The sequence below is a fragment of the Gemmatimonadota bacterium genome (assembly GCA_026706845.1).
Lineage (GTDB): Bacteria > Latescibacterota > UBA2968 > UBA2968 > UBA2968 > VXRD01.
On the sequence record JAPOXY010000146.1, the window covers coordinates 1 to 3711 of the forward strand.

Genomic DNA, 3711 nt, shown 5'->3' on the forward strand with positions numbered 1-3711 from the left:
TGCTGCTGTCGCGCGGGGCTGTGGAGAGGTCGTGGACATAGGGACCGAAGATGCGGTCAAGGCTGCTGTATTTGCTGCGCGAGTTGAGTGGGAAGAGATAACATTCGCGCTGGAAGCGAGCGATGTTGGAATTTTTGGAGAGTAAGTTCTGGTACGTGGGGTCGAGGAACCAGGATGTGCAACAGATCGCTTTGAAGGGATGGTCGGGGAAGTGTTTGGGGAAGAATTCGGCGACTTGGCGGAGGGAGTCGCCGCAATTTTCAAATGCCATTGGTCCGTCTTCGGGGATGTGAATTTCGAGGATGGGATCGCCTTCGGTGAGTACGCGATCCCAGTGAGAGCACGGGAGGCTGACCGGCTGGCGCTGTGCGTGGCCGTTGGGGTGTATGGGGTTGCCGATGATATGGGTGGCGGTTTCGGTGAGTTCGGATGTCCATGCCTGCGGGTCTTCCCGTTCGCCCGCGCCGTTGAAGTTGCCGTCGGTGCGAAATTCCAATCCGGATTCACACAGGAGACACAGATGTGTAGAGGTGCGATGGCGGTACGCGCGCATTTTCTGGCGAAAGGGTCCGATTTTGTATTGCAGGCGCCCTATGCGGTAGAGGTCGCCGTTGAGATGGCCGAGCAGCCAGGGCAAGATGCGCGTACACAACCCCCATGCGTCGGGGGCACCCGGGTGAAAGAAACGATCGTTTTTAAAAACGCCGATGTCGTGGTATTGCTGCGCCCAGACGTACGTGTCACGGCAGGTCAATCGGGTGATGTGTTCGGGTATGTCGCGCGATTGGTGGTAGGTGCGGAGTTGTGGTATGCCCGAGAGCGCGATGAGGAGATAAAAGGCTCCGCCGTAATTGCCGAGTACGGGGGCGAGGAGGGGCCAGTCGCGGGTTGCCGAGTTCTGGGTGCTTTTGTCGATGAAGAGGAGGCGATGGGCATGCCAGACCATGTGCGCGAGGTCGGGATCTGTGGCGATTTTTTGGGCGGCGCGGATTGCAAAGTCTATGGCGTCGGGTGGAAGATTTGCCCAGGTGCCGTTTTCGCGGATGGCTTCGGGCTTAAGAAAGAAGAGGTTGCCGGGGAATGTTGCGACAGATTTTTCCCAATGGATGTCGAGGCCAGTATTTCTTAGAAGGGAGATGAGTTTGGGAGGCATTTCACTCAAAGATAAGTTGGATTATAGTGTTAGTGATTAAATTTCATTTGGAAATTAACATGCGACCTCTTAATTTTCAAGAACTTTGAGCGATTTGGATGTCTATTTTTTTTCACCCACTTCGGGAATCCTCTTGGAACGCGTCCCTCTCAGGCATTATGCCACCCTCCTGATACACTATCTTCGCCCCCATTGGAAGCGCGTTGTTTTTCTCGGCGTTTTCATGTTTACCGGCATTGGTCTCAATCTGCTCAATCCCCAAATTGTACGATATTTTATCGATACGGCGCAGGCAGATGGTGCCGTGCAAAATTTGATATGGGCGGGTATTGCCTTTCTCGCCATTGGGATTATTCGCCAGGGCGTGCAAATTGTGAGTTCTTATTTGGGGCAGGACGTGGGTTGGCGTGCGACGAATCAGATGCGGAATACGCTCGCGCACCACTGCCTCAATCTCGATATGGGCTTTCATCACGCGCACACTCCGGGCGAGATGATCGAGCGCGTTGACGGGGATACGACGGCGCTTTCCAATTTTTTTTCGCAATTTGTCATCCATGTTATTGGAAGCTCATTTTTTCTTTTGGGCGTCCTCATTCTCGTCTTTCGCGAAGATTGGCGCGTGGGCGCAGCGCTGACGGCTTTTTCGATTCTCGCTTTTATTGTTTTTAATCTCACGCGCAATATTGCTGTGCCCATTTATACGGCTGAACGCGAAAGTTATGCGCGTCTTTACGGTTTTATCGAAGAGCGATTGCTCGGCCTTGAAGACATCCGCACAAATGGCGCAGGCGACTACACTGTGAATCGGTTTTACGGGGTCAATAACGGCGTTTTTGCCCGCGTGAAGAAATCCGAAATTATGAGCGAAGGATTGCGTGCGATTACCGGCATTATGTTCGCGCTCGGTTACGCGCTTGCTATGGGCATGGGTATCTGGCTTTATCGGGAGGGTACGTTTACAATTGGCGCGGTCTTTCTCATTTTTCACTATACGTCGATGTTGCGCGAACCGCTTTTTCAAATTAGCCAGCAAATCAACGATTTGCAACGCGCCACTGCCGGGCTTAAACGCATTGAAGAACTCCACCGCATCCAGACCAGCATTCGGGATGGAAATGAAAAATTATCTGCTGCTCCTTCTGGTAAACTTGAGGTAATACCTTTGGGCATTGCGTTTGAGAATGTCCATTTTGCGTATAACCCCGGCGATCCGGTTTTGCAGAATATTTCCTTTTCTCTCGATCCGGGCAAAACCCTCGGCTTGTTGGGGCGCACGGGCAGTGGCAAGACCACGATTACCCGCTTGCTTTTTCGCTTTTACGATATTCAGCGCGGACAGATTTGCATTGGGGATCAAAATATCCGGGATATTTTGCTCGACGATTTGCGGCAGCACGTTGGTCTCGTTACGCAGGATGTACAACTTTTCAATGCCAGTGTGCGCGATAATCTCACCCTTTTTAGGCCCGATGTTTCGGATAAAAAAATCGTCGCTATACTCGATGAACTCGGCCTTGGCGCATGGTATGCGTCCTTGTCCGGGGGGTTGGATACCGAACTCGTCTCGGGCAGTCTCTCAGCTGGCGAAGCCCAGTTGCTCGCCTTTGCCCGCGTTTTCGTCAAAGACCCCGGTCTGGTCATTCTGGACGAGCCTTCATCGCGGCTCGATCCCGCAACTGAGCAGAATATCAATTTTGCGGTGGAACGCCTGTTGCAAAATCGCACGGGCATTATTATCGCGCATCGCCTTGAGACCGTAGAGCGCGTGGATAATATTCTCATTCTCGATGATGGACAGGTGCGGGAATTTGGCCTTCGCACAGATCTCGTCGCAGATTCAAATTCGCAGTTTTCACGCTTGCTCAATACAGGTCTGGAGGAACTTATCGCATGACGATGGGGCAAACGACATGGCGGCTGCTCAAGTTCCGTCCCGGACTTTTTTTGACTACGATATTTTTTCGCGGTATTGACGACATCGCGCCCTTTCTCGCGGGCGTTATTATGAAGGGCTTTTTTGACGCGCTCACCGGTCAGGCCGAGGCGGGGTTCACTGCCTGGTCGCTTGTCGCGCTTTTTGTCGCTGTTGAGATTGGCGACCGCATCGCCCTTCTCGGTTCGGCTTTTGCATGGCCGCGCTGGTGGTATGCTATTGAAACGCTTTTGCGGAAAAATCTTATGACTGCTATTCTCGAAGTTCGAGATCCGGGAAAGATTTCCACCGCCTCTGGCGAGGTGACCAACCGATTTCGGGACGATGTGTTGGGCATTATTCAATACCTCAATCGGTATATCCACATGTGGGGCAATCTCGTATTTGCTGTGCTCGCCATTTTTTATATGTCGAGAATCGATCCCTATATCACTTTTATCACGATTATACCGGCGATAGGTGTGGTTATTGTTGTGGATTTTGCCCGCAACTATATTCACAAATACCGCACCGCGCAGCGCGTTGCAACCGAGCGATCTACCAATTTTATCAACGAGATGTTTCAATCTATCCTCGCTGTCAAAGTTGCTACCACACAAGCCCATGTGATTGACCATTTTCG

3 protein-coding genes are annotated in these 3711 nt (G+C 52.0%); 2 read left to right on the plus strand and 1 reads right to left on the minus strand.

Annotation, left to right across the window (positions count from 1 at the left end; translation table 11 throughout):
• A partial coding sequence (locus OXG87_14260; protein MCY3870715.1) for an acyltransferase domain-containing protein occupies positions 1–1153 on the minus strand: 1153 nt, incomplete at its 3' end.
• Positions 1154–1286: 133 nt separating this feature from the next.
• Between OXG87_14260 and OXG87_14265 the strand changes: the two genes are divergently transcribed.
• Together OXG87_14265 and OXG87_14270 are read left to right on the plus strand one after the other, a co-directional pair.
• A complete protein-coding gene (locus OXG87_14265; protein MCY3870716.1) occupies positions 1287–3050 on the plus strand; it encodes an ABC transporter ATP-binding protein in 1764 nt (587 codons plus the stop codon).
• Positions 3047–3711 (plus strand): ABC transporter transmembrane domain-containing protein (locus OXG87_14270; protein ID MCY3870717.1); only part of this gene is annotated, 665 nt, incomplete at its 3' end. The genes OXG87_14265 and OXG87_14270, both read left to right, overlap by 4 nt.